This is a genomic window from Mesorhizobium sp. STM 4661 (genome assembly GCF_000359125.1).
GTDB lineage: Bacteria > Pseudomonadota > Alphaproteobacteria > Rhizobiales > Rhizobiaceae > Mesorhizobium.
Map to the genome: position 1 here is coordinate 43,877 of NZ_CAAF010000003.1, position 26,850 is coordinate 70,726.

Below are 26,850 nucleotides of genomic sequence, written 5' to 3' on the forward strand. Positions count from 1 at the left end.
CCCTTCGCTCTCGTCCATAAGCGCGCCGTCGCAAGACTTTCGCCGCGCGCGAAACGGCCCTCCACAAGCCATGAGGAAACCCATGACCGCCTTCAAACCGCTCGTCTTTTCCGGCGTTCAGCCGACCGGCAATCTGCATCTCGGCAATTATCTCGGCGCCATCAAGAAATTCGTCGCCCTGCAGGACACGTCCGACTGCATCTATTGCGTCGTCGACCTGCATTCGCTGACCGCGCAGCTCGTCCATGAAGACCTTGCCGACCAGACGCGCTCGATCACCGCTGCCTTCCTGGCCTCCGGCATCGATCCGAGGAAGCACATCGTCTTCAACCAGTCGCGGGTCATGCAGCACGCCGAGCTTGCCTGGATCTTCAACTGCGTGGCGCGCATCGGTTGGATGAACCGCATGACGCAGTTCAAGGACAAGGCCGGCAAGGACCGCGAGAATGCCTCGCTCGGGCTGCTTGCCTATCCGAGCCTGATGGCTGCCGACATCCTCGTCTACCGCGCCACCCACGTCCCGGTGGGTGAGGACCAAAAGCAGCATCTGGAGCTGACGCGCGACATCGCGCAGAAATTCAACAATGATTTTTCGGACCGCATCGCGCGCCTTGGCGTCGGCGTCGAGATGCAGGTCGGAGAGGAGACGGTGAACGGCTATTTCCCGCTGACCGAGCCGGTCATCGGCGGGCCGGCGGCGCGCATCATGAGCCTGCGCGACGGTTCGAAGAAGATGTCGAAATCGGACCCGTCGGACCTGTCGCGCATCAATCTGACCGACGATGCCGACGCCATCTCGAAGAAGATCCGCAAGGCCAAGACCGATCCCGAGGCATTGCCGGGCGAGCTGGACGGCCTGACTGGCCGGCCGGAAGCGGAAAACCTCGTCGGCATCTATGCGGGTCTCGCCGAAATCTCGAAGGAAGCGGTGCTCAAGGAGTTCGGCGGCCAGCAGTTTTCCGTGTTCAAGCCGGCGCTGGCCGACCTTGCCGTGGAAAGACTGGCGCCGATCGCCGGCGAGATGCGCCGTATTTCCGGTGACCGCGCCTATGTCGACGCCGTCTTGAAGGATGGCGGCGAACGCGCCAGCGTCCTGGCCGAGGCGACGATGAAGACAGTGCGCGACATCATCGGTCTGCTGCAGGACTGATCTCTGTCCTGACACGGCCGCCCCTAATACCGCAGCAATGACCGGCCGCTTGCGGCCGGTCTGCGGCGGTGGCAGATTGCGGCCATAAGACCCTCGTATCCCTGATTTTGAAATTCGCCCGAGTTGGATATCAAGGGCAGTGCGAATTTCAAAATCAGGGATACGAGCAACTCATTGATTTCTAGTGTCGTTTTTGATTTCGAAGTTCGCTCCGAGCGCGATATCGAAATCAGGCGAACTTCGAAATCACGACACTAGGTAGACAGACATGGTCTCCAAACGCCTCAGCCGCGAAGCCGGTCATCGCCGCAAGTTCCTGGCGATCATCGACGACACGCCCGAATGCGAGCGCGCCGTCGCCTACGCCTCGAAGCGCGCGCAGAGCACGAACGGCGTGCTGGTGCTGCTCTATGTGATCGAGCCGGACGATTTCCAGCATTGGCTCGGCGTCGAGAAGATCATGCGTGAGGAGGCCACCGCCACGGCTCGCGCGGCCCTCGACAGCCACGCCAACAAGGTGCGCCAGAAGCTTGGCATCGAGCCGGAACTGGTGGTGCGCGAAGGCAAGCCGACCGAAGAGATCCACAAATTGATCGAGGAAGACCAGGACATCGCCATACTGGTGCTGGCGGCCGGCGCCGGCAAGGAGGGGCCGGGGCCGCTGGTCGGTGCGGTGGCCGGCAAGGGCGCCGCCTTTCCTATCCCGGTGACCGTGGTGCCGCAGAATCTGTCCGACGAGGAGATCGACAGCCTCGCCTGAGCCAATCTTTGGTATTCGGGTTTAGGGGCAAAAACATTCCGCCAGCCAGCCATTCCCGCGATGCGTTTCGCTTGAATGTCCAGCCGATAAAGCCTATTTAGAATTATTCCAAACTATCTGCCCGAAACGGGCATGGAGACGGCCATGTTCATCCAGACCGAATCGACGCCAAATCCGGCGACGCTGAAATTCCTGCCCGGCAAGGAAGTGCTTGTCGAAGGCACCGCCGATTTCCGCGACGCCGCTGCTGCCGCTGCCTCGCCGCTGGCCGGCCGGCTGTTCGAGATCCCGGGCGTCACCGGCGTCTTCTTCGGCTATGACTTCGTCACCGTGACCAAGGACGGCCCCGACTGGCAGCATTTGAAGCCGGCTATCCTCGGCGCCATCATGGAGCATTTCATGTCCGGCGCGCCTGTGATGGCCAAGGCCGGCCCAGCCGCCGAAACCAGCCAGACCGGCGAATTCTACGATAAGGCCGACGAGGAACTGGTCATCACCATCAAGGAACTGCTGGATACCAGGGTGCGCCCGGCCGTCGCCCAGGACGGCGGCGACATCACCTTCCGCGGCTTCGAGAATGGCACGGTGTTCCTGCACATGAAGGGCGCCTGCGCCGGCTGCCCGTCATCGACGGCGACGCTGAAGCACGGCATCCAGAACCTGCTCCGGCATTTTGTGCCCGAGGTGCAGCAGGTCGAACAGGTTTCTTGAGAGACTCACGTCCAGGAACAATTCGCCCTCGGGCAAAAAACAAAAAACCGGGCCGAATTGCCCGGTTTTCTGTTTTAGGACGTCAGTTGTTGCCTAGACGGTCCGCGTAGAATTGGTTTTACAAAACGATGACCTTGGCGCCGACCGAGGTACGGTCATAGAGGTCGATAATGTCCTGGTTCATCAGCCGGATGCAGCCCGACGACATCGCCTTGCCGATCGAGTTCCATTCCGGGCTGCCATGCAGGCGGTAGCCTGAATCGCCACCCCTGTTGAACAGATACATGGCACGCGCGCCGAGCGGGTTCTTCAGCCCCGGCTCCATGCCGCCGGCGAACTTGGCAAGCTCGGGCTGGCGCTTGATCATCGCTCCGGGCGGCGTCCAGGTCGGCCATTCGCGCTTCAGCGCGATGCGGGCGGTGCCGTTCCATTCAAAGCCTTCGCGGCCGACGCCGATGCCGTAGCGCATCGCCTCGCCGTCGCCCATGACGAAATAGAGGAATTTGTTCTGCGTATCGACGATGATGGTGCCCGGCTTTTCCCTGGTGTCGTAATCCACCACTTGCCGGCGGTACTTGAACGGCACTTTTTCGATCGGAATACGCGGCAATTGATAGCCGGCATCGGTCACCGCGCCGTAGTGGTTGGTGAAGACCTGCGAGCCGATGGTGCTGCAACCGGCGATAGCGGCCGACAGCGCAAGTGCGGCGACAATTGCAAATGACTTCATGCGCATGAAAAGGTCCGATGCCCCGCCCGAAATAGTGCGGCTCGTTGCGGCCGCTTTGTCGCCATCATTCATGCTGGCATTTGCTTTGCTTGCCAAGCCCGCGATGCCTATATGCGAGAGCTTACGTGCCGGTAACCACGTTACTATGGCATTTCGGCAACAGCCGCCACAGGATTGTGAAGCAAATTCAATGGGGCGGCCAGCCAGACCGCCAGAAATCGAGGAACGTCATGAATGTCGGGGATGCCGCCCACCGTTCCGGCCTGCCGGCCAAGACCATCCGCTACTATGAGGAGATCGGGCTGATCCATCCCCGGCGCGCCGGCAACGGCTACCGCGACTATACGGGCGAGGACATCCACCGGCTGGCTTTCCTGCGCCGCGCGCGCAACCTCGGCTTTTCCATCGACGATTGCCGCCAGTTGATGGCGCTCTATCAGGATCGCGACCGCGCCAGCCACGATGTGCGCGAGATCGCGGCCGCCCATGTTACCGCCATCGAGCAGAAGGTGCGCGAGCTGCAGTCGATGCGCTCGACCCTGCAGAAGCTGATCCACGCCTGCCATGGCGACGAGCGGCCGCACTGCCCGATTTTGGATGATATTGCGGGTGGTACGGAGGATGGCGACAAGGGCGCTTCGGCGGCGGTATAGGCGCTCACGCGCTCACGCGCTGACGCCCGAACGCCGGAGGAGGACGCCCCGAGCGCTAAGCCGTCGCGCCCGTTTTGCCAGCGCCATCTGGGGGCGATGATGGATTGGGCATAGAGGCACCAAGGTCTGAGGGCGGGACGGTGACGCATCGGTCTGCAAAACCGACGTAGTGGGTTCAATTCCCACTCAGACCTCCAGCCAGCCCACATGATCGACTATGAACGCATTCAAAAAACCGGCGCCGGCTCGCAGAGGACAGGCCGGCAACTACCGCGTTCGAAGCAGCGAGCGGATAAAGACAATAAGGGCGCCTAAAGCAAACCCCTGGCTTTGGGGACCGTACCACCTTCGCCCTCCGTTCCTTGCCAAGAACTCCGCCTCAAGTGGGTGTGTAGGACCAAGCGGGCCGCCGGCGATATGCTCACCCTCAGGGGGAGGTCGCCTTGCAGCCTTAAGCTCTGCAACGCGTGCGCCCAACAGTTTTAAGCGCGCTTGCCTCTCGTTATCTGTGGAATCCGTATTCATGCTTTTACCATCGCACTAACTTGGGATAGGGGCAACGTGGCGCCACCCAGCCATAGGGGAATGGCCGCTACAGGTGCTGACAGAAAACTAGCTTTTCCCAGATTCGCGCTCGCGGCGCACAAACTCCTTTATCTGTTCTGGTGTGAGTTTCCTCTCTTCAGCTTCGCCAGGAAGGCTTCGTCGATTGGGTTTGTCAAATATACAATCGCCCACCTTAAGGCGATTGTATATTTGACAAACCCATTTGCTTAAGACCCTAGCTCTGCTAGCCTCACGTTGGGTTTTTCTGGGGGTCGAGACATGAATGCCGCTGAGTTTATCGACAAGATTCTAACGCCGCTTGGTGGTGGGCTTGGCGTCCTGCTGGCATGCCGATTTTCACCGCAACTTCGTGCACAGGTTAAGCCGGGGCGGGAATATGTGATGGCAGCTATCGTTGTGCTAATTCTAGGAGCCATCAAATGGCTCGCCTAGTAATGGTCGTCGCATAGCGGGCCAGCGCTACCCCAGGGTCTGTCAAATATATAATCATCCCCATAAGATGGGTTCAAACCGTGAACAAAATCTGGCATGGTGCCCGCCATGCCTATCATCTCTCCTATCCCCCTCAATCCCCTGATCGATGGCCGCCAGTCGGAGCGCGCCATGCTGGTGCGGCGCGGCGTGCAGCGGCTGCTGATGGAGATGGGCGCGCATGTGCTGCCCGAAATCTCGCTGGCCACCGGCCGCCGTGCCGACCTCGTCGCGCTGACCCGCCAGGGCGACATCTGGATCATCGAGATCAAATCCTCGATCGAGGATTTCAGGGTCGACCGCAAATGGCCGGACTATCGGCTGCATTCCGACCGCTTCTTCTTCGCCACCCATCCCGGCGTACCCTCGGAGATCTTTCCCGAAGAGTGCGGCTTCATCCTCTCCGACGGCTACGGCGCCGAGATCCTGCGCGATGCGCCGGAGCACCGCATGGCGGCGGCAACGCGCAAAGCGCTGATGCTGAGGATTGCGCGTGCCGGCGCCTCGCGGCTCTTGGCGGCGGAGTTGGCGGGCGTGTCGGTGCCGGCGCTGGACGGGGAGAGCGAGTAGCTGGCGGTTGGCGAATGCCGACGCGGCATCCGATCTCCCCCCTTGCGGGGAGATGTCCGGCAGGACAGGGGGAAGGATCGCCGACTTTCGACTTAAACTCCTTCCGAACCGGGAACTGGCTGAGGACGTGGCTCCGACCGGCTGGCAGGTCGGAGGGACAGCACCCCCCTCTGCCCTGCCGGGCATCTCCCCCGCAAGGGGGGAGATCGGCAGCTTCGCCGATGGCTCTACTCCTCGCCCTCGTCCGCCACCGCCGGCGCCATCAGCAAGACCGCCGCGCCGAGGATGGCGGCGAGGAAGGAGCCGGCGAGGATGCCGACCTTGACCGCGTCCTGCAGCGCCACATCGTTGGCAAAGGCGAGCAGGCCGATGAACAGGCTCATGGTGAAGCCGATGCCGCACAAGAGCGAGATGCCGATCATGTGCAGCCAGCCGGCATTGACCGGCAGATCGGCAAAGCCGAGCCTTATGGCGAGCGCGGAAAAGCCGAACACGCCGACCAGCTTGCCGGCGACGAGGCCGGCGGCGACGCCCAGCGTCAGCGGCTCGACCAGAGCGGCGGGGCTGAGACCGGCGAGCGAGACGCCGGCATTGGCAAAGCCGAAGATCGGAATGACGAAGAACGGTACGATCTTGTGCAGGCCGTGTTCGAGCCGGTGCAGCGGCGAACGGTCGAGATCACGGCTGATGCCGGCGGAGCGTTCGAGCGGGATGGTCAGCGCCAATGCGACGCCGGCCAGCGTCGCATGCACGCCCGATTTCAGCACCAGCACCCACAGGACGACGCCGAGCACGAGATAGGGCAGCAGGTTCATCACCCGCATGCGGTTGAGCACGATGAGCACGGCAATGACCGCGAAGGCGGCACCCAGATAGGCCAGCGACAGGCCGCTGGTGTAGAAGATCGCGATGATGATGACGGCGCCGAGATCGTCGATGATGGCGAGCGCGGTGAGGAAGATCTTCAGCGAGGCCGGCACGCGGTTGCCGAGCAGCGACAGGACGCCAAGCGCAAAGGCGATGTCGGTGGCGGTCGGGATCGCCCAGCCGGACAGAGCGGCCGAATTGCCTCTGTTGACGGCGACATAGACCAGTGCGGGAACCATCATGCCGCCGGCGGCGGCGACGCCGGGCAGGACGCGCCTGGGCCAGGTCGAGAGCTGGCCGTCCAGCATCTCGCGCTTGATCTCCAGGCCGACCAGCAGGAAAAACACCGCCATCAGGCCGTCATTGATCCAGTGCGAGACGCTGAGCGGGCCAAGATAGGCTTGAAGGGCGGAGAAATAGGTTTCAGCCAGCGGCGAATTGGCGACGATCAGGGCAAGGGCCGCGGCCGCCATCAGGATGATGCCGCCGGCCGCCTCGCTATCGAGGAATTCGCGGAAAACGGAGACCGGCCGCTGTTTGTCGTCCTGCATGTCGCCTCCGTCATGCCCCCAGTCGAACGGAATCACTCCGCAGGATGATGCGCAAACCCCGGCAATGAGGCAAGCGGCCTCTTAAGTCAGCCCTAGTCAGCGCGGGGCGCGCTTGGCCAGTATACGCTGCAGCGTGCGGCGATGCATGTTGAGCCGGCGCGCGGTCTCGGAAACGTTGCGGTCGCACATCTCGTAGACGCGCTGGATGTGTTCCCAGCGCACGCGGTCGGCCGACATCGGATTTTCCGGCGGGGCGGCGCGTTCGCCTGCCGTGCGGGTGAGCGCCGCAAAAACATCGTCGGCATCGGCCGGCTTCGACAGATAGTCGATGGCCCCGAGCTTCACCGCCGTCACCGCGGTGGCGATATTGCCGTAGCCGGTGAGGATGATGGCGCGGGCGTCGTCGCGCTTTTCGCGGATGGCGGCGACGACGTCGAGGCCGTTGCCGTCGGCAAGCCGCATGTCGACCACCGCATAGGCAGGCGGATTGGCGCGCGCCTTGGCCACCGCCTCTTCGACGCTCTCGGCCGTCTCGACCAGGAAACCCCTGGTTTCCATGGCTCGGGCAAGGCGCGTCAGGAACGGCTTGTCGTCGTCGACGATCAACAGCGAGGTGTCCTCGCCTTCAACCATTGCACCAATCGTTTCGTCGCCACTCATCGTCTCTGGAATTCCTGCTGCCTGATTTTTACGCAGATATAGTTTTGGCGCGCCAATGTCCAATTTTTAGCGCCTGTCAGGCCGTGTCGAACATGGTGGTCGAAGCCTGCTCGGGATTGAGGAAGACGCTGCGCGGCCAGGCTATCTGCACGATGGCGCCCTCGCCCAGCCCGCTCGAATTGCGGAAATCGAGCGTGGCGCCCGAACGCTCCAGCAAGGTCTTGGCGATGAACAGGCCCAGGCCCAGGCCGCCGCCGGCTTCGGTACCCTGGCGCGTCGACATGTAAGGTTCGCCGATGCGGTCGATGATCTCCGCCGGAAAACCCGGTCCGTCGTCGATGATCGAGAAGGTGACGGCGGCCTCGTCCCAACTCCAGCGTATGGTGACGCTCTTGCGGGCGAAGTCGACGGCATTCTCGACCAGATTGCCGAGGCCGTAGATGACGCCGGGATTGCGCCGCCCGACCGGTTCCGGGCCGATGCGCTCGCCGGGCCGGAGCCTGATCTGGATGCCGAAATCGCGGTGCGGGGCCGTCACCTCCTCGACCAGCGAGGTCAGCGGCAGGCGGGAGAGATGCGCCTCGCCCTCGGAGGACAGGCTGGTAAGCCGCTTCAGGATTTCGCGGCAGCGCTCGCTCTGCGAACGCAGCAGCGTGACGTCCTCGCGGTATTTCGGGTCTGCGCCGAGCGCCTTCTCCATCTCCTTGGCGACCAGCGCGATGGTGGCGAGCGGCGTGCCCAGTTCATGCGCGGCGGCGGCTGCGAGACCGTCGAGCGCCGACAGATGCTGCTCGCGCTGCAGCACCAGTTCGGTGGCGGCAAGCGCGTTGGCGAGCAGGCGCGCTTCCTCGGCCACCCGGAAGGCATAGATCGCGGTAAAGGCGATCGAGGAAAACACCGCCATCCACATGCCGGCGACATAGATGAACGGCACCTCCAGCGGTGCGCCCTCGTGCCAGGGCAGCGGCAAATGAAAGAAGACCAGAAGGCTTGCCGCCATCATCACCAACGCGCCGAGGACGGCTGTCAGGCGCAGCGGCAGCGATGCCGCCGAGATGACCACGGGCACTGTCACCAGCACGGAAAAGGGATTGGTCAGGCCGCCGGTCATATAGAGCAGACCGGCAAGCTGAAGGCTGTCGAAGGTCAGGATGGCAAAGGCCGAAAGCGGGGTCAGGCGGTGCGCCGCCGGATAGCGGAAGGTCAGCAGCAGGTTCATCCAGGCCGAACAGGCGATCAGCGCGAAGCAGAGGCTGACCGGCAGCGGGAACTTCAGCCCATAGGCAACCACGAGCACCGTCAGGCTCTGGCCGACGATTGCCAGCCAGCGCAGCCTGATCAGCGTGTTGAGGCGCAGCCGCTGGCTTTGCTGGAAGTCGGGCGCGTGCAGGATGTTGATCATGGCCGGGGATTATAGCCGGGAAAGGGAATGGTGCGATGGTCCATGATGCTTCGACCCCCGGATCACGTTCCGCGCGGCTTGGCGCGGCTGGTGGCGGTGGCGAGAAGCGGGTTCTCCGGCCAGACATGCCGGGGATAGCGGCCGCGCATGTCGGTGCGCACATCGGCCCAGGAACCGCGCCAGAAGCCGGGCAGGTCGCGCGTCGTCTGGATCGGCCGGTGCGCCGGCGACAGAAGTTCGAGCGTCAGCGGCACAGTGCCGCCGGCGATCGCCGGATGCCGGTCGAGACCGAAAAGCTCCTGCACGCGGATCGCCAGCACCGGCCATTCGCCATCATAGCGGATCGGCACATGGCTGCCCGACGGCGCGTCGAAATGGGTCGGCGCCAGCGCCTCGACCTTGCGTTGGAGCTCATGCGGAACCAGGGCCATGAGGCCGGCCGAAAGCACGCCCGGATCGATCGCGGCGAAGGACGCCGAGCCGGAGAGAAAAGGCAGCAGCCAGTCGTCGAGGCCTTCGAGAAGTGCGGCATCGGACATGTCGGGCCAGGGCGCGCCAAGACCGCGATGCAGCCAGCCGAGCCGCTGGCGCAGCGTTTGCGCCTCCTTGCTCCACGGCAAAAGCGAGAGGCCATGTTCGCGCAAGGCGTCAAGGATGGCGCGGTCCGCATCGGCGCCCGATGGCGCCGGCAGCATGCGTTCGGACAGGGTGATGGCGCCGAGGCGAGCGATCTCGCGCATGCGCACCGCACGCCTGTCACGGTCGAAGCTGGTTACTCGGCGGACCTCCATCCTGTCGCCCAGCGCAGCGCAGATGTCGACGTCATCGACCGCGGCCGCCGCGGTGATGCGGGCGTTCTGCGCCTTGCCCTGCAGGTCGGCGACGACGAGCCAGGCCTCGCCGGCCAGCGGATCGGCGGCATCGAGCATGGCGCCGGAGCCATTGGCCAGCACGAAACGGCCGCGCTCGCCGCGCGCCTTGGCGATACGGTCCGGCCAAGCATGGATGAGGAGGGCGCCGGCGAAAGCCGGCTCATTGTTTCTCTCGCCACCAGCCTGCCTCGCGAGCCGCTCTGCAAGTTGCCGCGCCGATGTGGCACGCGGCGATCTTTCGGTCCGAAACCGCATCAGCCGCCGTTCGAGGTCGGCGCCATCGCCACCCAGGCCGCGCTCGGTGAGCAGCACGGCAAGCATTGCCGCTTCCGAGGCCTGGCCGGTCTTGGCCGCTTCAGCGACCATGTGAGCCAACCGCACCGGCAGCGCCAGCTTGCGCATCGCAGCACCTGATTCCGTCAGGCGCCCTGCCGCGTCGATGGCGTCCAGCGCGCGAAGCAGCGCCCTTGCCTCGTTGAGCGCCGGGGCCGGCGGCGGATCGAGGAAGGAAAGGCTCGCCGGATCGGCGACGCCGAAGGCGGCGCAATCGAGCAGCAGGCCGGAAAGGTCGGCCTCGAGGATTTCCGGCGGGGTGAAGGCGGGAAGTGCGGCCGTCTGCTCGGCCCGCCACAGCCGGATGGCGATGCCAGCTTGCGTGCGCCCGGCACGGCCGGCGCGCTGGTCGGCGGAGGCTCTGCTAACACGCACCGTCTCCAGCCGCGTCAGGCCGCTGGCCGGCTCGTAACGCGGCAGCCGCGACAGGCCGGAATCGATGACGACGCGCACGCCGTCGATGGTGATGGAGGTCTCGGCGATCGACGTCGCCAGCACCACCTTGCGGCGGCCGGGCGCAGCCGGCCTGATCGCCGCATCCTGCGCCTTGCCGTCGAGCTGGCCATAGAGCGGCACGATATCGGTGTCGGCGCCGATGCGGTCCCGCAGTCGCTCGGCGGTGCGCTCGATCTCGCGCTGGCCGGGCAGGAAGGCAAGCACGCTGCCGCTTTCCTTGGCAAGCGCGGCGCGAATCGCCTTGGCCATGGCGTCCTCTATTGCCGTGCCGGCCGGCCGCTCGTCGTAGCTTATGTCGACGGGGAAAGCGCGGCCCTCGCTCTCGATCACCGGCGCGTTTGCCAGCAACCGGGATACACGCACGCCGTCAAGCGTCGCCGACATGACCAGCAAGCGCAAATCGGGCCGCAGCGCGCCCTGCACGTCGAGCGCCAGCGCAAGGCCGAAATCACCGTCGAGCGAGCGCTCGTGGAATTCGTCGAACAAGACCGCCGAGACATCAGGCAATTCAGGATCGTCGAGGATCATGCGCGACAAGACGCCTTCGGTGACGACGAGGATTTTTGTCCGGGCCGAAATGCGGCTTTCCATGCGCATGGCGTAGCCGACCGTGCCGCCGGGCTCCTCGCCGATGAGCTCGGCCATGCGGCGGGCGGCGGCGCGGGCGGCGAGCCGGCGCGGCTCGAGCAGGACGATCCTTCCCGTGCCGAGCCATGGCGCGTCGAGCAGCGCCAGCGGCACCAGCGTCGTCTTGCCGGCGCCAGGCGGCGCCACCAGCACGGCGCTGTTGGCATGGTCCAGCGCCTCGCTTAGCGCCGGCAGCACGGCGGATACCGGAAGCTCCGGCAAGATTCTTTTGCTCATTGTCCTAGGGGTATACAGCCAGTCGCCAGCGCCCGCATATCAGCGCGCGGGGCTGCCGCGCAACCTGACGATTTGGGTCGGCTCAAAGCCGGGTCCGCGAAAACGGGTTCCAGCGCACGGTGCCGAGCCTTGCCTCCTCGCGCACCATCGTCAAAAGGCCGGAGCCGCCGACGACCGCAAGGCCGACCAGCGACAGCGCGTCCGGATACTCCTGGAAGAACAGCGCGCCGAGGATCACCGCCCAGACGATCTGCGAATAATGCGTCGGCGCGATGCGGTTGGCGGGCGCGTATTTGACGGCAAGTAACTGAAGCAACTGCCCGCAGGAGGTGAACGCACCGGAGATCACCAGCCAAGCGAGCTGCCTCGCGTCCGGCAAGGTGAATGAGGTGGCCGCCGCGCCAATGCCGTTGAAGAACAGGCCGTAGCCGATCAGTACGCCGAGCATGGTCGTGCGCTTTTCCTGCTGGGCAAGCGAGCGCATCAGGATGACGCTGGCGGCGGCAAGGAAGGCAACGCCGAAGGCGGCGAGGTGGCCGAGATGCAGTTCGCGAAAGCCCGGCCGCACCACCAGCATGACGCCGGCAAAGCCGGCGACCACCGCCAGCCATCGCCAAGGGCCGACCTTCTCCTTGAGAATGACGGTCGAAAGGATGGTGACGCAGAGCGGCGCCAGGAAGATCAGCGCATAGGCTTCGGCCAGCGGAATGGTGGTGAAGGCATAGACGCTGAGCACGCCGGACAATATGCCGGCCCAGGCGCGGGCCTGCACCGCCCAAGGCCGCTTCGTGCGCCAGAAATCCCGCCAGCGCTCCCCGTTCGGCCTGGTGAAGAGCAGGAAAAAGCCGGCAAACAGCGTCGAGAAGAAGCCGATCTCGAACACGGTGAACTGCCCGCCCAGGCTTTTGACAACGGCGTCGTTGCACGAATAGCTTGCATAGGCGATCAGGGCGAGCAGGATTCCGTTCGTCACGTTCTTCCATTTCCGGGGAGAGAGCAGTGAAAATATTGGCGCTCGGTGCGCATCCCGACGACATCGAGATCTTCATGCTCGGTACGATGGCCGCCTATGCCACGCAAGGCGCAGAATTGATTTTTGCAATAGCCACGGATGGGGCCAGGGGCGGCAAGAGCGATCCGGCAACGCTCGCCCGCGTCCGCCGCGAGGACGCGACGGCCGCGGCGGGCCTGCTTGGCGCCACGCCGCACTTTCTCGACTTCCCGGATGGTGCGCTGATTTTCGATGCTGCCCTGATCGCAGCCCTGAAGGCGCTGATCGGCGAGGTGAAACCGGATCTCGCGATTACCCATGCGCCAAACGACTACCATGGCGACCACCGCGCGCTGTCGGACGGCGTGCGCATCGCGGCGTCTTTCGCAGTCCCGGTGCTGCATGCCGATACGCTCGGCGGCACCGGTTTCTCGCCGACGCACTATGTCGACATATCAGTGCATTTCGACCTCAAGGCCAAGGCGATCCGGGCGCATCAATCGCAAGATCCCGAGCGCTTTGTCGACGCGGCGCGCACGCAGAACGCCTTTCGCGCCGGTCAGTGCAATGGCGCGACCGGTTCCTTCGCCGAGGCGTTTCGCTTCGAGCCGGTCTTCCCCTTCGCCGACATTCGCGCCTTGCTGCCGCCGGCCCCAGTGATCCGGCCAGTGACGGTCAGCACCAGGACGATGACCTGAGCCAGGCACCGGCGTGCCGGACGGCGCGAGCGCCGAAACTCCTTAGCCAGCGCCTGACCCGCGCGCGCCATGCTGCGGCGCAGCAACGAATTCGCTTGCCTTGTTTAGTAAAAATTGCATCACTAAACAAATTACTAAACATCGGCCACGCGATCGCGTTGTCATGTTTAGACCCCTGAGGAGGGGGGTTGAGGTTCTTGAAACCGTCATCCGGACGCGTTTCGCAAATGGGAGGAAGGCATGAAATCGACCTTGAAACTGACGTTGGGACTGGCCTCGGCGATGTTGGCGTCGACAGCCGCTTCGAACGTTGCGCAGGCTGAAGATCTGACGCTTTGCTGGGCAGCCTGGGACCCGGCAAACGCGCTTGTGGAATTGTCCAAGGACTTTACCAAGGAATCCGGCATCGGCATGAAATTCGAATTCGTTCCGTGGACGAACTATGCCGATCGCTTTCTCAACGAACTGAATTCCAAGGGCAAGCTGTGCGACCTGATCATCGGCGACAGCCAGTGGATCGGCGGCGCGGCCGAGAACGGCCACTACGTCAAGCTGAACGACTTCTTCGACAAGGAGAAGATCAGCATGGACGACTTCGTGCCGGCGACGGTCGTCGGCTATTCGGAATGGCCGAAGAACACGCCGAATTACTGGGCGCTGCCGGCCATGGGCGACGTCGTCGGCTGGACCTATCGCAAGGACTGGTTCTCCAGGCCGGAATTGCAGAAGGAATTCAAGGAGAAGTACGGCTGGGACCTCGCCGCGCCGACGACCTTCGACCAGCTCAAGCAGATCGCCGAGTTCTTCCAGAAGCGCGAGATCGACGGCAAGACCGTCTATGGCGCGTCGATCTATACCGAGCGTGGCTCCGAAGGCATCACCATGGGCGCCATGGACGTGCTCTACAGCTTCGGCTTCCAGTACGAGAACCCCAAGAAGCCCTACGAGATGGAAGGCTTCGTCAATTCCGAGAAATCGGTGAAGGGCCTGGAATTCTACAAGGCGCTCTATGACTGCTGCACCCCGCCCGGTGCCTCGAACAGCTATATGGGCGAAGGCGTCGACGCCTTCAAATCAGGCCAGGTGGCGATGCACATGAACTTCGCCTTCACTTGGCCAGGCTTGCAGAAGGACGAGAATGTCGGCGGTGACAAGATCGGCTATTTCGTCAATCCCAAAGGTCCCGATGGCGACCAGTTCGCCCAGCTTGGCGGCCAGGGCATCTCGGTGGTGTCCTACTCCGACAAGCAGGAATCGGCGCTCAAATACATCAAATGGTTCGCCAACAAGGACGTGCAGGCCAAATGGTGGTCGCTCGGCGGCTTTTCCTGCCTCAACGCGGTGGTCAAAGACCCGAACTTCCCGTCCAGCCAGCCCTATGCGCAGACCTTCCTCGACTCCATGGCCATCGTGAAGGATTTTTGGGCAGAGCCGAGCTACGCGCCCCTGCTGCAGGCGTCGCAAAAGCGCTTCCACGACTATGTCGTCGCCGGCCAGGGTTCGGCCAAGGATGCGCTTGACGGCCTGGTCAAGGACTGGACCAGCGTCTTCCAGGATGACGGCAAGATGTAAGGCTCCTCCCGAGCCGACGCGCGTGTCCCGTGCCGCCCTTGGCACGGGACACAGTTCAGATAAATTCCAGTGTCGAGACGACTTAAAGTGACCGAAGCGGGACTGACCATGCTCAATCGGACTGCGGACAGCGTTGCCCGGGCCACGCCTGAGCCGTTGGCCCGCAAGGTCCGGGGTATCAGCGACAAGGGCCTTGCCTGGCTGTTCATCTCGCCGACGATCCTGTTGCTGCTTGCCATCAATATCTTCCCGCTGTTCTGGGCGATCTATCTGTCCTTCACCAATTACCGCGCCAACCGTCCCAACGAGGTGGTGAAGAATGTCGGCCTTGCCAATTACAAGCGCATCCTCGGCGACCAGGATGTCTGGATCGCCATGCAGACGACGGCGCATTTCGTCTTCTGGACCATTCTCCTGCAGACGCTGATCGGTTTTACCCTCGCCTGGCTGATTGACCGCAAGTTTCGCGGCCACGCCTTCTGGACGACCATCATCCTGGTGCCGATGATGCTGTCGCCGGCCGTGGTCGGCAATTTCTGGCGCTTCCTCTACGAGCCGCAGATCGGTCTGTTCGCCTACGCCATCTCCTTTGTGTCCGGCATTCCACCGACCGATGTCCAGATGCTGTCCAATGTCTCGCTGGCGCCGTGGTCGATCATCATCGTCGACACATGGATGTGGACGCCCTACGTGATGCTGATCTGCCTCGCGGGCTTACGCTCCATCCCCGAATACCTCTATGAGGCGGCCGAGGTCGACCGCGCTTCCAACTGGCGGCAGTTCTGGTCGATCACGCTGCCGATGGCGCTGCCCTTCATCATGCTGGCGGTGCTGTTTCGCGGCATCGAGAACTTCAAGATGTTCGACATGGTCACTCTGTTGACCGGCGGCGGGCCGGGCTCGACCACCGAAGTCGCGTCGATCACGCTGAAGCGGCAGGCTTTCGAAAGCTGGCGCACCGGCTACTCGTCGGCCTTCGCCATCATCCTGTTCGTCGCGGTGTTCGGCCTCGCCAACATCTACGTCAAGGCGCTGAACAAGGTGAAGCAGAGATGAGCCTGACCACAGCCCATTCGGTCGTCGCACCTTCGGCAAACGCGAAGCTTATCGCCGGCACGATTATCGTTGCCTATGCGCTGATCTCGATCGTGCCGCTGCTATGGATCTTTGCCACCAGCTTCAAGACGCCACCGGACTCGATCGCCTATCCGCCGAAGATCGTCTTCCAGCCGAGCCTCGAAGGCTACTGCAATCTGTTCACGACACGGACAAGGCAGACGCCGGAATACATCAACTCGCTCGGACCGGCGACCGGCTTCTGCGACGAGACCGTGCGCAAGCGCAACATGGTGATCGCCGGACCATCCAACTTCATGCCGCGCTTCGTCAATTCGCTGATCATCGCCTTCGGCTCGACCTTCTGCGCGGTGTTCCTCGGCACGCTGTCGGCCTATGGCTTCTCGCGCTTCAAGGTGCCGCTGGCCGACGACCTTTTGTTCTTCATCCTGTCGACACGCATGATGCCGCCGATCGCGGTCGCGATTCCCATCTACCTGATGTATCGCGAGCTTGGCCTCTCCGACACCGCGCTCGGCATGATCCTGCTCTATACGGCGGTCAACGTGTCGCTCGCTGTCTGGCTCTTGAAAGGCTTCATCGACGAGATTCCGCGCGAATATGAGGAAGCGGCGATGATCGACGGCTATACGCGGCTGCAGGCCTTCTGGCGCACGGTTCTGCCGCAGGCGACCACCGGCATTGCCGCGACCGCCATCTTCTGCCTGATCTTCGCCTGGAACGAATACGCCTTCGCAGCGCTTCTGACGTCGGGCACGGCGCAGACCGCGCCGCCCTTCATCCCGACCATCATCGGCGAAGGCGGGCAGGACTGGCCGGCGGTGGCGGCCGGCACGACGATCTTCCTGGTGCCGATCCTGGTCTTCACCATTCTGCTCCGCAAGCAGCTCTTGCGCGGCATCACCTTCGGCGCGGTGCGCAAATGAGCACGATCCAGCCCGCAAAACGCAAATCGCGCTGGCCAGTCTGGGCAAGGCGCGGGCTGATGGAAAACATCGCCACCGCGATCATCGCCATCGGCTTCCTGATGCTGTTCCAGCCCTTCGCGCTGTCGCTCTACACCTATTCCTTCATCACCATGCTGGCCGGCACGCTGATGTTCATCATCGTCTCGAAATTTCCGGAGTAGACGATGGCTGAGATCCGCGTTGAGCATCTGAGGAAGGCGTTTGGCGATTTCGTCGCCGTGCAGGATTCCAGCTTCGTCGTTGAGGATGGTGAATTCTTCGTCATGCTGGGACCGTCGGGCTGCGGCAAGACGACGACGCTGAGGATGATTGCCGGGCTCGAACTGCCGACCGGCGGCAAGATCGTGCTTGGCGGCGAGGACGTCACCATGCGTCGTGCCCGCGAGCGCGACATCGCCTTCGTCTTCCAGCTGTTCGCGCTCTACCCGCACATGAACGTCAGGAAGAACATCGGCTTCCCGCTGCTGGCGCAAGGCATGCCATCAGCAGAAATCCGCCAGCGGGTGGAAGAGACGGCCAAGCTGTTGCGCATCGATCATCTGCTCAACAAATCCGTCTCGGGCCTTGCCGGCGGCGACCGCCAGCGCGTCGCACTCGGCCGCGCCATCGTCAGGCGACCGAAATGCTTCCTGATGGACGAGCCGCTCGGCACGCTCGACACCGAATTCCGCGACCTCATGGTCCATGAACTGCGCGAACTGCACAATCGCATCCACGCCACAACTGTCTACGTCACCCACGACCAGATGGAAGCGATGTCGATGGCCGACAAGATCGCGGTGATGAACCACGGCGTCATCGAGCAGTTCGGGACGCCGCGTGAGATCTACGACCGTCCGGCGACCATGTTCGTCGCCGACTTCATCGGCTCGCCGCCGATGAATTTTCTCGGCTTCGGCGGCGGGCTGGCGAAAGGATCGAAAGAGATCGTCGTGCAAGGCGCCAAGGTGGCAGTGCCGGAGGTGCGCGAGGACATCGCGCCGGCCGAGATGGCGCTTGGCATCCGTCCGGAATACATCCGCTTCGACGACGCCTCGAAATTGCGCGGCGCCATCTACGGCACCGAATATCTCGGCACCACGCAGATCGTCGCGGTGGAGACGGCGGACGGCATCATCAAGGCGCGGGTGCCGGCCGAAATCCGGCTCAACACGGGTGACCATGTCGGCCTGGCGCTGAGCAGCGCGCGGCTGTCGCTGTTCGACAAGGGATCCGGGCGCGCGGTCAGGACCGCAATCCATGACGCAGCCGTGGAGGCGCGCCATGGCTGATGTGCACATCAAGGGCGTGACCAAGAGTTTTGGCGAACACACCGCCGTCGACAGGCTGGACCTGCAGATCAAGGACGGCGAGTTCGTCGTGCTGCTTGGGCCAACGGGCGCCGGCAAGACGACGACGCTGCGGCTGATCGCCGGGCTGGAACGGCCCGACACGGGCACGATCCATATCGCCGGCCGCGATGCGACGATGCTGTCGCCGGCCGAGCGCGACACCGCCTTTGTCTTCCAGCAATATTCGCTCTATCCGCATCTGTCGGTCTTTGACAATCTCGCCTTTCCGCTACGCTCGCCGGCGCGGCGGCTGGCCGAGGACGCGGTGCGCCGCCGCGTCGAGGAAGTGGCCAGGATGGTGCGCATCCATCACAAACTGAACAACCGTTCGACGAAGCTTTCCGGCGGCGAGATGCAGCGCGTCGCCATCGGCCGCGCGCTGGTGCGCAAGCCCGCGATCTATTTGATGGACGAGCCGCTGTCGTCGCTCGACGCCAAGCTGCGTGCCGATCTCAGGCTGGAACTGAAGCGCATCCAGGCCGAACTCGGCGCCACCATGCTCTATGTCACGCACGACCAGATCGAGGCGATGACAATGGCCGACCGCATCGGCATCCTGGCCGAGGGCGTGCTGGTGCAGATCGGCACGCCGCGCACGATCTACTCGGAGCCGGCAAACCTGCATGTCGCCGCAAGGCTCGGCCAGCCGGCGATCAATCTGTTGCCGACCGGGCTCCTGCCCGATGGCGACATGCCGGCGGGGACGAAAACCATCGGCGCGCGCACCGAACATCTGTCGATCGGCAAGGCGTCTAACGGCCACGCTGACGGGGTTGTCGACTGGGTCGAGCATCTGGGCGACCAGAACCATCTGCATGTGACGGTGGGGACCAGGAAGCTGGTGACGCTGACCGACCCCGACACGCAACTGGAAAAGGGCGACAAAGTGACGATCCGTTACCGGGCGCCGCTGTTCTTCGACCAGGCCGGCAACAGGATCGCCAACCGATGAGCGCGGAGACGATGAACAAGGTAGAGCTGAAGGCGCTGATATCAGCCACCGCCGATACGATTGCCGCTCACGCGGATGAGCTGACCACGCTCGACCAGGCGATTGGCGACGGCGACCACGGGCTGAACATGAAGCGCGGTTTCGAGGCTGTCAGGGCCGATGCCGACAGTTTCGCTGCAAAGCCGCTGCCCGACGCGCTGAAGGCGATCGGAACCAAGCTGGTGATGACCGTGGGCGGTGCTTCGGGGCCGCTTTTCGGGACCCTGTTCATGGCGCTCGGCAAGGAGATTTCGACGGAGCCCGATCGCGCCGATCTGGCGACGGCGTTCGGCAAGGCAATCGAAGCGGTGGCAGCACGCGGCAAGTCGCAGGTCGGGCAGAAGACCATGCTCGACGTGCTGCAGCCAGTGCATGAGGCGCTGTTGCAAGACAGAACCGGTCCGGAAATCACCGACGCCGCCGACAGAGCGGCTGAGGCCACCGTGCCGATGAAGGCTTTGCGCGGGCGCGCCTCGTTCCTTGGCGATCGGTCGATCGGCCATATGGACGCCGGGGCGCGTTCGACAGCGCTGCTGGTACGGGCCGTTGCCGAAACAATCGAGGGCTACGCATGAGCAATGTCGGCATCGTCATCGTATCGCACTCGCCGCTGGTGGCCGAGGGCACGGCGGACATGGTGCGCCAGATGGTCGGCGACGAAGTGCCGCTTGCATGGTGCGGCGGAAACGGCCATGGCGGACTGGGCACAAACGTCGAAGCAATCATGGGCGCCATCGACAAGGCCTGGTCGGAGGCGGGTGTCGCCATCCTCGTCGATCTCGGCGGCGCCGAGACCAACAGCGAGATGGCGGTCGAGATGATCGGCGAGCCGCGCGCGCAGAAGATCATCGTCTGCAACGCGCCGATCGTCGAGGGCGCGGTGATGGCGGCGACGGAGGCTTCCGGCGGCGCCTCGCTGAGGGAAGTGGTGGCGACGGCGCACGAATTGTCACCGTCGTGAACGAACAGGAATTTTGACAGCATGTCCGCATCCGCCGAAGCCACCGTCCTGATCACCCACGAGGTGGGCCTGCATGCGCGCCCTTCGGTGAAGTTCACCAAGCTCGCCAAGACATTTTCGGCCGAGGTGGAGATGGCGCTCGCCGCCAACGGGCCGTGGTTCGACGCCAAGAGCATCGTCAAGGTGATGGCGGCGAAGGCGCCGAAAGGCACGATGCTGCATATCAGGGCCAAGGGCGACGGCGCCGGCGAGGCGGTCGGTGCGCTGGTCGAACTGGTACGGCGCGACTTCGACGAGGGCGCGGACCATGCCCGAACCGCTTAGGTTGACAGGCATTTCAGCCTCGGCCGGTTATGCCGAAGGGCCGCTGTTCAACCTCGAACCGGTTGCCGCGCGCTACGCCAGCAAGGCAACGGCGGCTGAGGAGAAGGCTGCGCTCGAGGCGGCGATCGGCGTTGCGGCGGGCCGGCTCGCCGGGCTGATGGAAATAGCCGACGGAGAGGCGGCCGGCATCCTCGAATTCCAGGTCGCCATGCTGGAGGACGACGCGCTGACCGGCCCGGCCTTCGTGGCGATCACAGCCGGCCAGCCGGCCGATGCGGCATGGCGGCAGGCGCTGGACGCTGAGATTGCCGGCTACGAGACCTCGGACCAGGATTATTTCCGGGCACGCGCCGCCGACATGCGCGATATCCGAGACCAGGTGCTGCGCGCATTGACCGAGGACGGCGGGGCCGCGGCGCCAGCCGGCGCCATCTTCTATGGCGAGGACATCGCGCCAACACGTTTCCTCGAAACCGACTGGAGTTGCGGCGGCGGCATCGCGCTGAAGGCCGGCAGCGCCGCCAGCCATGTCGCCATGCTGGCGCGCTCACGCGGCGTGCCAATGGTCGTGGGGCTTGGTGCTTCGCCGGCTCATCTTACCGGAATCGCACTGCTCGACGCCGAGCATGGCGGCATCGTGCTTTCGCCCTCGAAGGCCGAGATCGACGCTTTCCGCCAGTCTTCGTCGTCGTTCACAGCCCGTCGCGACAGGGCACGGACCTATCTGGACAAGCCGGCCGTGACGAAAGCCGGGACGGCGGTACGCGTGCAGGTCAACATCGCCGATCCGTCCGATGTCGACGGCATCGACATCTCGACCTGTGACGGCGTCGGGCTGATGCGCACCGAATTCCTGTTCGGCAAGACGCTGCCCGACGAGGAAACGCAATATCGCGCCTACCGCAAGGTGCTGGAATGGGCCGGCGAAAAGCCGGTGACCATCCGTACCGTCGATGCCGGCGGCGACAAGCCGGTGCCGGGTTTCACCGTCGAAGAAGGCAATCCGTTCCTCGGCCTGCGCGGCATCAGGCTGTCGCTGGCGCGGTCTGAGGTGTTTCGCGCGCAGATCCGGGCGCTTCTGCGCGCCGCCGTCCATGGCAATCTCAAGGTGATGTTTCCGATGATCGCCGTCGTGGACGAATATCAAAGAGCAGCCGCCCTGTTCGCGGAAGAGCAGGCCGGGCTTTCCGCGCGCGGCGTCGCATGCAAAATGCCGCCGCTGGGCATCATGGTGGAAGTGCCGTCGGTGGCGATCGCGCCCGAGGCATTTTCCGGCGTCGCCTTCTTCTCGATCGGCTCCAACGATTTGACGCAGTATGTGATGGCGGCGGCGCGCGACAATGCCGCGGTCGCTCATCTCAATTCGGTCCGGCATCCGGCGGTGCTCCGCCTCATCGCGTCGGTCGCCGCTTTCGGCCAGGCGAAGAGAATACCGGTCAGCCTGTGCGGCGACGCCGGCGGCGATCCGGCCTCCATCCCGGCGCTGATCGAGGCCGGCCTGCGCGACCTCTCCGTCGTTCCCGCCCAGCTCGCCATGGCCAAGGCGGCCATCGCGGATGTGGCCGTCTAGGGCGCCGGCATGGCCGACAAGATACCTGTACCCGGTTCGGAAGAGGCGATCCGCGCCTACAAGACGATCCTGTCGCTGGTTATCGATCAGCGCCCGTCCGGCATGCGCCAGCGCCTTGCCGATGCGCTCGGCAAGCATCGCAGCTTCGTCACCCAGATCTCCAGCCCGGCCTATTCGACCCCGATTCCGTCAAAACATTTGCCGGCTATTTTTTCCGTCTGCCATTTCAGCCCGGCCGAACGCGACCACTTCCTCGCCGCCTACCACCAGGCGCATCCGGGGAAGATGTCGGTGGCGGCGGGCATGCGCAAGACACGGCATGTCTCGCTGATCGTGCCCGATTTCGGCGACGAGAAGCAGAACGCCGCGCTCGACCGAGCGGTCAACGATTTCATCCAGAAGATCACCAGCATCACCGGCAAGGGTGGCGGCTGATCGTTTCATGACAGGTTGTTTCGGCTAGGTTGTATCGGGAGGACACCATGAAGAAGTTTCTGAATTCGGTTGATACGGTGCTGACCGAAAGCCTCGACGGCTTCGTTGCCGCGCATGCCGACATACTGGCGCTTGGCGACGAGCACAAATTCGTCCGCCGCAAGGTGCTCAAGCCCGGCAAGGTGGCGCTGATCTCCGGCGGCGGCTCCGGCCATGAGCCGCTGCATGGCGGACTGGTCGGGTACGGCATGCTGGATGCCGCCTGCCCCGGCCAGGTGTTCACCTCGCCGACGCCGGACCAGATGATGGCGGCGGTGGAGGCCGTCAATACCGGCGCCGGCTGCCTGTTCATCGTCAAGAACTACGAGGGCGACGTGATGAACTTCGAGATGGCGGCCGAAATGTCGGAAGGCGTCATGCAGATCGTGACCAATGACGACGTCGCCGTCGAGAATTCGTCCTACACGACCGGCCGGCGCGGTGTCGCCGGCACGCTGGTGGTCGAGAAGATCGTGGGTGCGGCGGCTGAGCAAGGCATGGCACTGAAAGAGCTGAAGGCGCTGGGCGAGCGCGTCAACGGCGAGACGCGCTCGATGGGCGTGGCGTTGACCAGCTGCACCGTGCCGGCGGCGGGCAAGCCGACCTTCGATATCGGCGACGGCGAGATGGAGTTCGGCGTCGGCATCCATGGCGAGCCAGGAAGGCGCCGCGACACATTGAAGAGCGCCGATACCATCGCCGAGGAGATCTGCCTGGCGATCCTGGGCGATCTCGGCGACCGGGCAAAGGGCCCGGCGCTGCTCTTCGTCAATGGTTTCGGCGGCACGCCGCTGATGGAGCTCTATCTTATGTACAACAGCGCCCGGACAATCTTCGAGAAGCACGGTGTGACGGTCACCCGGTCGCTGGTCGGCTCCTATGTGACGTCGCTCGACATGGCCGGCTGCTCGATCACGCTGACCATGCTCGATGAGGCGACGACCGCATTGTGGGATGCGCCGGTGCATACGGCGGCGCTGCGCTGGGGAATGTAGCCCCCCGGACATAGCCGCTAGTGAATGATCGGCACCTGTCAACCCATAGAGGTCAGGCTGCGATCAATCGATTTTGGCCGGATTATTCCACGATTACTACAGGCACGGAAGAGCCTGAGCCCGCCGTGACGCTCGACAGTTTTCCTGCTTTGCGAAGGACCGGCGCCTGATATTGTTTCTTGGTCATGTCATCCCCTGCTCTCGCGACACTGGCAAGATAATAGGAACAGGCGATACAACTCATGTGTTACTTGCCGACAAGAGACACACTGGCTTCCGCACGGCTTTTCTGCAACCATCTTTTCGAGATTCCTTTTCAGCACAAATGTTGCCTGTTCGATGCTGCCACCGCTGACGCCCGCCGATGAAAAACTGCTGCTGAACTATGCGGATCCCGAGGCGCTGACGGCCGGCGATCCCGCGGCAAAAACCCTGTCGGCCTTGCTCGCCAATGCCGAGTTCCACGGCGTTCTGCCGATCATGCTGCGCAAGCTGCAGGAGCGCGGCGACGCGCATCTGCCGCGGGATGCGGCGCTGCAGGAGCAATTGTCCGGCTTGCGCCAGAAGGCGCCGATCGTCACCGGCCAGTCGATGTTGCTGCAATATCACGGCGATCGCATCATGAAGACCCTCGCCGCCGACGGCGTTCCGGCGCGGATCGTCAAGGGTCCGGTCTTTGCCCGAAAGCTTTACCGGCATGTCGCCGACAGGCCGTTTACCGACATCGACATACTTGTCGAGCCGGCCAATCTGCCCCGCGCCAACAAGATCATCGCGGGATGCGGTTTCAAGCTTGCCGGCGATGAAGCGCGGTCACGGGAGCAGCAGGAGTTCAAATGGCTCGAACAGGAGAATTCGAGCCTGCTGATCGAGCTGCATGGCAATCTGGTGCATGATTCCGGCATGCGGCGGCGCCTGTCGCTCGGCTTCAGGGAATTGCGCGCGATCGACGGCGAGGCAACAGACACGCCGGCAGCGCTTCTCACCATCGCCATCGTGCATGCCGCCGGCGGCCACAAATTCCACCGCCTGCAGCTTTGCGTGGATGTGCTGCAGGGCGTGCGCGCGCTTCAATCAGCGGAATCGGAAGCGCGTCTGCTCGAGGCTGCGCGCATGACCGGCATCGAGCTCGAACTGGCAACGGTGCTCAACGTGACCGGCCGGCTGTTCGACGATGCCCACGCCCTCGAACTGGCGGGCCGGGTCAAGCCCGATCTCGGCATCCGGCTGGCCAGGCGGCTGATCACCAGGAGCACGCTGCTGAACGTCAATTCCAGGAACAAGATGGGCTCGCGCCTCAGCCGCGACGCCTTCCGCTGGATTCAGCGGCTTGCCAGGGCAAAGCCGAACCTCGCCTGAGAAGACTATTTCGGCGTCTGGATCCAGCGGCTTGCCAGGGCAAGGCCGCATTTCGCCTGAGAAGACGGCACGGCGTGATTGTCCAAACGCCTTTCAACCCTGCGCCAAGGCGGCGCGGATCAGCGGCGCGGCATCGGCCGGCCTGGACCCCACTTCCAGCGCAAAGGTCGGGACGGTCGAGACCAGCCTGGCGATCGTCGCCAGCCGGTGCTTTTGCAGCGGCAGCAGGCCGGTCATGCCGGTTCTGACATTGTCCGCGGCAAGCGCGGCCATCGCATCCGTTCTGGCCATGGCCAGGAGCCTGCTCTGGCCATCGGTCGACCGCGCGAGGTGGAGAAGTGCCGCCACCGGTCTGATGCCGGAATTCTCGACGCGCATGATCTCGCTCAGCTGTTCGAGCCCAACGGCCTGCTCGCCATTGCGATCCCATGAAGGACCGAGGCATGGCGCGACGAGCGGAACCATCTCGGCGGTCTTGCGATGGATCTTCACATGACGCGGCAGGCCCCAGGCGGTGGCCTTGCCTGAAGCAACGTTCAGGATCATGGCATCGTCCGAGCAGAGGCCGAAGCCTTGCGAGGCCAGCGCCAGCGACGTCGTGGTCTTGCCGGTGCCGCTCGGAGCATGGATCAGGACGACGGCATTGCCGCCCGGCAAGGTCAGGCCGGCGGTGTGCAGCATGTGCTGGCCACCAGCATCAAGCGCGGCATCGAGCAGCAGCATCCAGGCGGTCCAGGTGATCCTCGTGTCCGGGCGGACGCGGATTTCGGCCCAGCCTTCGCCGACATGGATCGCCACCGTCTGGCGGCCGGGGAAAATCAGATGGATGAGGTCGCCATCGTCGATCATTCGGCAGTGGCCGTCCTCCGGCACCTCGCCATCGAAGGCGAGAGACCCGTTTGGCGCTTCGGCCAAGGATTGCGTCTCGACGATGCGGATCAGAAAGTCCGGCTCGACCGGTGCCGTCGTGCGCAGGCTGGTGAGCATCCTGTCGAAATCCCGCCAGACATCAGGGCTTTCGGCCGATACGCCGACGACCTGCCCGTTGAGGGCATAGCGCCCCTGAGCCAAAGGTCCGGTCAAGCGGCGCGCGCCTTTCCGGCCTCGGCGTGATGACGATAGATTTCGACCATGCCCGGTAGGCTGTCGCTGACCACCGGCCTGCCATCGAGGCAGACCCAGCAATGCGCCGCCAGGCTCGGCGCCTGCATCGATTTGGGATCAACGCCGAAGCGCAGATCGGGATCGAAGCCGGCAAGCCGAAGGAAGCGATGGGCGAGCAGGCCTTCCCGCAGGCATCGGCGATCGCGCATCAGCCAGGGGTGCCTGACCGTGCGATTGACCGCTGCGACGATGTAGGACGACGGCAAGCCACGATACGGGGTCGATGACTGAAGCGGCGCCCATTTCAGCACGGCTTCGAAATCGCACTGGCCGATCAGCACCGGCATCAGCCGCGCGCTTGCCCATAGGTTGGCTCGAAACAGCGCACGCAGAAGAGGTCCGTCAGCCATCACGCAGCCGGGGCGGCGAGGATGCCTTCCGCCACCAGCTCCTCGGCCAGCGCCGCCATGTCCTGGTCGAGCGTATCCTTGTCGACCTCGAACTCCTGGGAAAGCAGACCGACGATCTGGTCGAGGCTGCGCGCGCCATCCACCTTGTCGAGAAAGGCTTCGGTTGTGTCGTTGCAAGTGTAGAGCTGACCGCTGCGCGCCAACAGCACGACTGCGCCATCGCCGACATGCTGGATCGAGGCATCGTCCGCCAGCCGCAGAACCATTTCAGAGGCAATTTCGACCATGGGCCGCTCCAGACCATGCAGGATTGCGGGAGAGCAAATAGCGCGACAACGCCACGCTGTCCATCGTATGGCGGTGCCCAGGAGGGCAATGGCGTCAGGTTCCGACAGTTGCGCCGATGTG

30 protein-coding genes and 1 tRNA gene are annotated in these 26,850 nt (G+C 63.9%); 21 read left to right on the plus strand and 10 right to left on the minus strand.

Going from position 1 to position 26,850, the window contains the following annotated elements:
* The first annotated feature begins 82 nt into the window (after positions 1-82).
* The 3 genes from trpS to MESS4_RS00375 all read left to right on the plus strand — a co-directional run bounded on the left by trpS (position 83) and on the right by MESS4_RS00375 (position 2,621).
* The gene (gene trpS, locus MESS4_RS00365) at positions 83-1,150 is read left to right on the plus strand and encodes a tryptophan--tRNA ligase (protein WP_006325171.1); all 1,068 of its coding nucleotides are present in this window, start codon (positions 83-85) and stop codon (positions 1,148-1,150) included.
* Positions 1,151-1,418: 268 nt separating this feature from the next.
* Positions 1,419-1,910 (plus strand): universal stress protein, encoded by a 492-nt coding sequence (locus MESS4_RS00370; protein ID WP_006325172.1) that lies wholly within the window; start codon positions 1,419-1,421, stop codon positions 1,908-1,910.
* 144 nt (positions 1,911-2,054) lie between these two features.
* Positions 2,055-2,621 (plus strand): NifU family protein, encoded by a 567-nt coding sequence (locus MESS4_RS00375; protein WP_006325173.1) that lies wholly within the window; start codon positions 2,055-2,057, stop codon positions 2,619-2,621.
* 118 nt (positions 2,622-2,739) lie between these two features.
* Here MESS4_RS00375 and MESS4_RS00380 read toward each other — a convergent pair whose 3' ends face one another.
* Positions 2,740-3,357: a L,D-transpeptidase gene (locus MESS4_RS00380; protein ID WP_036240365.1), complete on the minus strand. Its 618-nt coding sequence runs from the start codon at positions 3,355-3,357 to the stop codon at positions 2,740-2,742.
* 224 nt (positions 3,358-3,581) lie between these two features.
* On the opposite strand from MESS4_RS00380, the gene cueR reads away from it, so the two are divergent.
* The 4 genes from cueR to MESS4_RS00395 all read left to right on the plus strand — a co-directional run bounded on the left by cueR (position 3,582) and on the right by MESS4_RS00395 (position 5,612).
* Positions 3,582-4,004 carry a Cu(I)-responsive transcriptional regulator gene (gene cueR, locus MESS4_RS00385; protein WP_006325176.1) on the plus strand — a complete coding sequence of 141 codons (423 nt, stop codon included), beginning with the start codon at positions 3,582-3,584 and terminating at the stop codon, positions 4,002-4,004.
* 123 nt (positions 4,005-4,127) lie between these two features.
* A tRNA-Cys gene (locus MESS4_RS00390) sits at positions 4,128-4,201 on the plus strand.
* 628 nt (positions 4,202-4,829) lie between these two features.
* Entirely contained in the window at positions 4,830-5,003 is a 174-nt protein-coding gene (locus tag MESS4_RS33140; protein ID WP_006325187.1) for a hypothetical protein, read from the plus strand.
* 108 nt (positions 5,004-5,111) lie between these two features.
* Positions 5,112-5,612, plus strand: a complete 501-nt coding sequence (locus tag MESS4_RS00395) for an MmcB family DNA repair protein (RefSeq protein WP_006325189.1) — start codon at positions 5,112-5,114, stop codon at positions 5,610-5,612.
* A 227-nt stretch (positions 5,613-5,839) separates the two neighbouring features.
* Here MESS4_RS00395 and nhaA read toward each other — a convergent pair whose 3' ends face one another.
* The 5 genes from nhaA to MESS4_RS00420 form a co-directional block, all read right to left on the minus strand.
* Positions 5,840-7,030, minus strand: coding sequence for a Na+/H+ antiporter NhaA (gene nhaA / locus MESS4_RS00400; protein WP_006325191.1), 1,191 nt, complete (start codon positions 7,028-7,030; stop codon positions 5,840-5,842).
* 96 nt (positions 7,031-7,126) lie between these two features.
* Complete coding sequence (locus tag MESS4_RS00405; protein ID WP_081609599.1) at positions 7,127-7,690, minus strand: ActR/PrrA/RegA family redox response regulator transcription factor; 564 nt, start codon at positions 7,688-7,690, stop codon at positions 7,127-7,129.
* A 76-nt stretch (positions 7,691-7,766) separates the two neighbouring features.
* Complete coding sequence (locus tag MESS4_RS00410; RefSeq protein ID WP_006325195.1) at positions 7,767-9,092, minus strand: ActS/PrrB/RegB family redox-sensitive histidine kinase; 1,326 nt, start codon at positions 9,090-9,092, stop codon at positions 7,767-7,769.
* A 62-nt stretch (positions 9,093-9,154) separates the two neighbouring features.
* A complete protein-coding gene (gene hrpB / locus MESS4_RS00415) occupies positions 9,155-11,617 on the minus strand; it encodes an ATP-dependent helicase HrpB (protein WP_036240337.1) in 2,463 nt (820 codons plus the stop codon).
* Between the two features lie 82 nt (positions 11,618-11,699).
* On the minus strand, positions 11,700-12,590 hold the full coding sequence (locus tag MESS4_RS00420; protein ID WP_006325201.1) for a DMT family transporter: 891 nt from the start codon (positions 12,588-12,590) through the stop codon (positions 11,700-11,702).
* 26 nt (positions 12,591-12,616) lie between these two features.
* Between MESS4_RS00420 and MESS4_RS00425 the strand changes: the two genes are divergently transcribed.
* The 13 genes from MESS4_RS00425 to dhaK all read left to right on the plus strand — a co-directional run bounded on the left by MESS4_RS00425 (position 12,617) and on the right by dhaK (position 23,569).
* Positions 12,617-13,306, plus strand: coding sequence for a PIG-L deacetylase family protein (locus tag MESS4_RS00425; RefSeq protein ID WP_006325203.1), 690 nt, complete (start codon positions 12,617-12,619; stop codon positions 13,304-13,306).
* Positions 13,307-13,546: 240 nt separating this feature from the next.
* Positions 13,547-14,878 (plus strand): ABC transporter substrate-binding protein, encoded by a 1,332-nt coding sequence (locus MESS4_RS00430; RefSeq protein WP_006325205.1) that lies wholly within the window; start codon positions 13,547-13,549, stop codon positions 14,876-14,878.
* Between the two features lie 108 nt (positions 14,879-14,986).
* Positions 14,987-15,934 carry a sugar ABC transporter permease gene (locus MESS4_RS00435; protein ID WP_006325208.1) on the plus strand — a complete coding sequence of 316 codons (948 nt, stop codon included), beginning with the start codon at positions 14,987-14,989 and terminating at the stop codon, positions 15,932-15,934.
* Complete coding sequence (locus MESS4_RS00440) at positions 15,931-16,881, plus strand: ABC transporter permease subunit (protein WP_006325209.1); 951 nt, start codon at positions 15,931-15,933, stop codon at positions 16,879-16,881. Before MESS4_RS00435 ends, MESS4_RS00440 begins: the two co-directional genes overlap by 4 nt.
* Positions 16,878-17,084: a hypothetical protein gene (locus tag MESS4_RS00445; protein WP_006325210.1), complete on the plus strand. Its 207-nt coding sequence runs from the start codon at positions 16,878-16,880 to the stop codon at positions 17,082-17,084. Before MESS4_RS00440 ends, MESS4_RS00445 begins: the two co-directional genes overlap by 4 nt.
* Positions 17,085-17,087: 3 nt before the next feature.
* Complete coding sequence (locus MESS4_RS00450; protein WP_006325211.1) at positions 17,088-18,194, plus strand: ABC transporter ATP-binding protein; 1,107 nt, start codon at positions 17,088-17,090, stop codon at positions 18,192-18,194.
* Positions 18,187-19,206 (plus strand): ABC transporter ATP-binding protein, encoded by a 1,020-nt coding sequence (locus MESS4_RS00455; RefSeq protein WP_006325212.1) that lies wholly within the window; start codon positions 18,187-18,189, stop codon positions 19,204-19,206. Before MESS4_RS00450 ends, MESS4_RS00455 begins: the two co-directional genes overlap by 8 nt.
* The gene (gene dhaL / locus MESS4_RS00460; RefSeq protein ID WP_006325213.1) at positions 19,203-19,820 is read left to right on the plus strand and encodes a dihydroxyacetone kinase subunit DhaL; all 618 of its coding nucleotides are present in this window, start codon (positions 19,203-19,205) and stop codon (positions 19,818-19,820) included. Before MESS4_RS00455 ends, dhaL begins: the two co-directional genes overlap by 4 nt.
* Positions 19,817-20,206 carry a dihydroxyacetone kinase phosphoryl donor subunit DhaM gene (dhaM, locus tag MESS4_RS00465; RefSeq protein ID WP_006325214.1) on the plus strand — a complete coding sequence of 130 codons (390 nt, stop codon included), beginning with the start codon at positions 19,817-19,819 and terminating at the stop codon, positions 20,204-20,206. The genes dhaL and dhaM overlap by 4 nt, the downstream gene beginning before the upstream one ends.
* A 21-nt stretch (positions 20,207-20,227) precedes the next feature.
* Complete coding sequence (locus MESS4_RS00470) at positions 20,228-20,530, plus strand: HPr family phosphocarrier protein (RefSeq protein WP_006325216.1); 303 nt, start codon at positions 20,228-20,230, stop codon at positions 20,528-20,530.
* A complete protein-coding gene (gene ptsP / locus MESS4_RS00475; RefSeq protein ID WP_006325217.1) occupies positions 20,514-22,100 on the plus strand; it encodes a phosphoenolpyruvate--protein phosphotransferase in 1,587 nt (528 codons plus the stop codon). Before MESS4_RS00470 ends, ptsP begins: the two co-directional genes overlap by 17 nt.
* A 9-nt stretch (positions 22,101-22,109) precedes the next feature.
* A complete protein-coding gene (locus MESS4_RS00480; protein ID WP_006325219.1) occupies positions 22,110-22,535 on the plus strand; it encodes a hypothetical protein in 426 nt (141 codons plus the stop codon).
* Between the two features lie 47 nt (positions 22,536-22,582).
* The gene (gene dhaK / locus MESS4_RS00485; protein ID WP_006325220.1) at positions 22,583-23,569 is read left to right on the plus strand and encodes a dihydroxyacetone kinase subunit DhaK; all 987 of its coding nucleotides are present in this window, start codon (positions 22,583-22,585) and stop codon (positions 23,567-23,569) included.
* An 82-nt stretch (positions 23,570-23,651) separates the two neighbouring features.
* Here the strand turns inward: dhaK and MESS4_RS35085 are convergent, their stop codons facing one another.
* On the minus strand, positions 23,652-23,813 hold the full coding sequence (locus MESS4_RS35085; protein WP_348259031.1) for a lasso RiPP family leader peptide-containing protein: 162 nt from the start codon (positions 23,811-23,813) through the stop codon (positions 23,652-23,654).
* 95 nt (positions 23,814-23,908) lie between these two features.
* Here MESS4_RS35085 and MESS4_RS00490 point away from each other — a divergent pair, with 95 nt between their 5' ends.
* Positions 23,909-24,928, plus strand: a complete 1,020-nt coding sequence (locus tag MESS4_RS00490; protein WP_006325239.1) for a nucleotidyltransferase family protein — start codon at positions 23,909-23,911, stop codon at positions 24,926-24,928.
* 93 nt (positions 24,929-25,021) lie between these two features.
* On the opposite strand, the gene MESS4_RS00495 is transcribed toward MESS4_RS00490, so the two are convergent.
* From MESS4_RS00495 to MESS4_RS00505, 3 genes are read right to left on the minus strand one after another with little or no spacing between them, the layout of a single operon-like run.
* A complete protein-coding gene (locus MESS4_RS00495) occupies positions 25,022-26,011 on the minus strand; it encodes a hypothetical protein (protein ID WP_006325241.1) in 990 nt (329 codons plus the stop codon).
* Positions 26,008-26,442, minus strand: coding sequence for a lasso peptide biosynthesis B2 protein (locus MESS4_RS00500; protein WP_006325243.1), 435 nt, complete (start codon positions 26,440-26,442; stop codon positions 26,008-26,010). The genes MESS4_RS00495 and MESS4_RS00500 overlap by 4 nt, the downstream gene beginning before the upstream one ends.
* Positions 26,442-26,729: a PqqD family protein gene (locus MESS4_RS00505; protein WP_006325244.1), complete on the minus strand. Its 288-nt coding sequence runs from the start codon at positions 26,727-26,729 to the stop codon at positions 26,442-26,444. Before MESS4_RS00505 ends, MESS4_RS00500 begins: the two co-directional genes overlap by 1 nt.
* Positions 26,730-26,850: the final 121 nt, after the last annotated feature.

Coding starts and splice junctions, on each gene's coding strand:
- MESS4_RS00410 (WP_006325195.1), bottom strand. CDS start 9,092: ATGATCAACATCCTGCACGCGCCCGACTTCCAGCAAAGCCAGCGGCTG.
- MESS4_RS00380 (WP_036240365.1), bottom strand. CDS start 3,357: ATGCGCATGAAGTCATTTGCAATTGTCGCCGCACTTGCGCTGTCGGCC.
- hrpB (WP_036240337.1), bottom strand. CDS start 11,617: ATGAGCAAAAGAATCTTGCCGGAGCTTCCGGTATCCGCCGTGCTGCCG.
- MESS4_RS00375 (WP_006325173.1), top strand. CDS start 2,055: ATGTTCATCCAGACCGAATCGACGCCAAATCCGGCGACGCTGAAATTC.
- cueR (WP_006325176.1), top strand. CDS start 3,582: ATGAATGTCGGGGATGCCGCCCACCGTTCCGGCCTGCCGGCCAAGACC.
- dhaM (WP_006325214.1), top strand. CDS start 19,817: ATGAGCAATGTCGGCATCGTCATCGTATCGCACTCGCCGCTGGTGGCC.
- ptsP (WP_006325217.1), top strand. CDS start 20,514: ATGCCCGAACCGCTTAGGTTGACAGGCATTTCAGCCTCGGCCGGTTAT.
- MESS4_RS00505 (WP_006325244.1), bottom strand. CDS start 26,729: ATGGTCGAAATTGCCTCTGAAATGGTTCTGCGGCTGGCGGACGATGCC.
- MESS4_RS33140 (WP_006325187.1), top strand. CDS start 4,830: ATGAATGCCGCTGAGTTTATCGACAAGATTCTAACGCCGCTTGGTGGT.
- trpS (WP_006325171.1), top strand. CDS start 83: ATGACCGCCTTCAAACCGCTCGTCTTTTCCGGCGTTCAGCCGACCGGC.
- MESS4_RS00370 (WP_006325172.1), top strand. CDS start 1,419: ATGGTCTCCAAACGCCTCAGCCGCGAAGCCGGTCATCGCCGCAAGTTC.
- MESS4_RS00445 (WP_006325210.1), top strand. CDS start 16,878: ATGAGCACGATCCAGCCCGCAAAACGCAAATCGCGCTGGCCAGTCTGG.
- MESS4_RS00405 (WP_081609599.1), bottom strand. CDS start 7,690: ATGAGTGGCGACGAAACGATTGGTGCAATGGTTGAAGGCGAGGACACC.
- MESS4_RS00430 (WP_006325205.1), top strand. CDS start 13,547: ATGAAATCGACCTTGAAACTGACGTTGGGACTGGCCTCGGCGATGTTG.
- MESS4_RS00450 (WP_006325211.1), top strand. CDS start 17,088: ATGGCTGAGATCCGCGTTGAGCATCTGAGGAAGGCGTTTGGCGATTTC.
- MESS4_RS35085 (WP_348259031.1), bottom strand. CDS start 23,813: ATGAGTTGTATCGCCTGTTCCTATTATCTTGCCAGTGTCGCGAGAGCA.
- nhaA (WP_006325191.1), bottom strand. CDS start 7,030: ATGCAGGACGACAAACAGCGGCCGGTCTCCGTTTTCCGCGAATTCCTC.
- MESS4_RS00395 (WP_006325189.1), top strand. CDS start 5,112: ATGCCTATCATCTCTCCTATCCCCCTCAATCCCCTGATCGATGGCCGC.
- dhaL (WP_006325213.1), top strand. CDS start 19,203: ATGAGCGCGGAGACGATGAACAAGGTAGAGCTGAAGGCGCTGATATCA.
- dhaK (WP_006325220.1), top strand. CDS start 22,583: ATGAAGAAGTTTCTGAATTCGGTTGATACGGTGCTGACCGAAAGCCTC.
- MESS4_RS00480 (WP_006325219.1), top strand. CDS start 22,110: ATGGCCGACAAGATACCTGTACCCGGTTCGGAAGAGGCGATCCGCGCC.
- MESS4_RS00455 (WP_006325212.1), top strand. CDS start 18,187: ATGGCTGATGTGCACATCAAGGGCGTGACCAAGAGTTTTGGCGAACAC.
- MESS4_RS00490 (WP_006325239.1), top strand. CDS start 23,909: ATGCTGCCACCGCTGACGCCCGCCGATGAAAAACTGCTGCTGAACTAT.
- MESS4_RS00470 (WP_006325216.1), top strand. CDS start 20,228: ATGTCCGCATCCGCCGAAGCCACCGTCCTGATCACCCACGAGGTGGGC.
- MESS4_RS00435 (WP_006325208.1), top strand. CDS start 14,987: ATGCTCAATCGGACTGCGGACAGCGTTGCCCGGGCCACGCCTGAGCCG.
- MESS4_RS00440 (WP_006325209.1), top strand. CDS start 15,931: ATGAGCCTGACCACAGCCCATTCGGTCGTCGCACCTTCGGCAAACGCG.
- MESS4_RS00500 (WP_006325243.1), bottom strand. CDS start 26,442: ATGGCTGACGGACCTCTTCTGCGTGCGCTGTTTCGAGCCAACCTATGG.